The 276-nt window shown below is 63.4% G+C and carries 1 pseudogene; it reads left to right on the plus strand.

Annotation, left to right across the window (positions count from 1 at the left end):
* Positions 1–33 precede the first annotated feature (33 nt).
* Positions 34–276 (plus strand): annotated as a pseudogene (locus tag QSV46_RS39650) (hypothetical protein); the annotation flags it as partial.

Here is a 276-nt window from a genome sequence, read left to right on the forward strand (position 1 = left end):
GTGCAGCAGCGGACCAATGATCTTAGCGAGTCCTTGCGGCAGCAGACGGCGATCGGCGACGTGCTCAAGACCATCAGCCGCTCCACCTTCGACCTGCAGCCGGTGCTCGACACGCTGGTGAATTCAGCCGCGCAGCTCTGCGATGCGGATATGGCCTTCATCATGCGCCGCGTAGGCGACGAATATCGGGCGGGAGCCGCTGTCGGCTACACTGAGGCCTATATCGACTTCCTCACGAATCATCCGCTGGCCGTCGACCGCGGCACGGTTACCGGC

The organism is Bradyrhizobium cosmicum (genome assembly GCF_032290525.1).
Lineage (GTDB): Bacteria > Pseudomonadota > Alphaproteobacteria > Rhizobiales > Xanthobacteraceae > Bradyrhizobium > Bradyrhizobium cosmicum_A.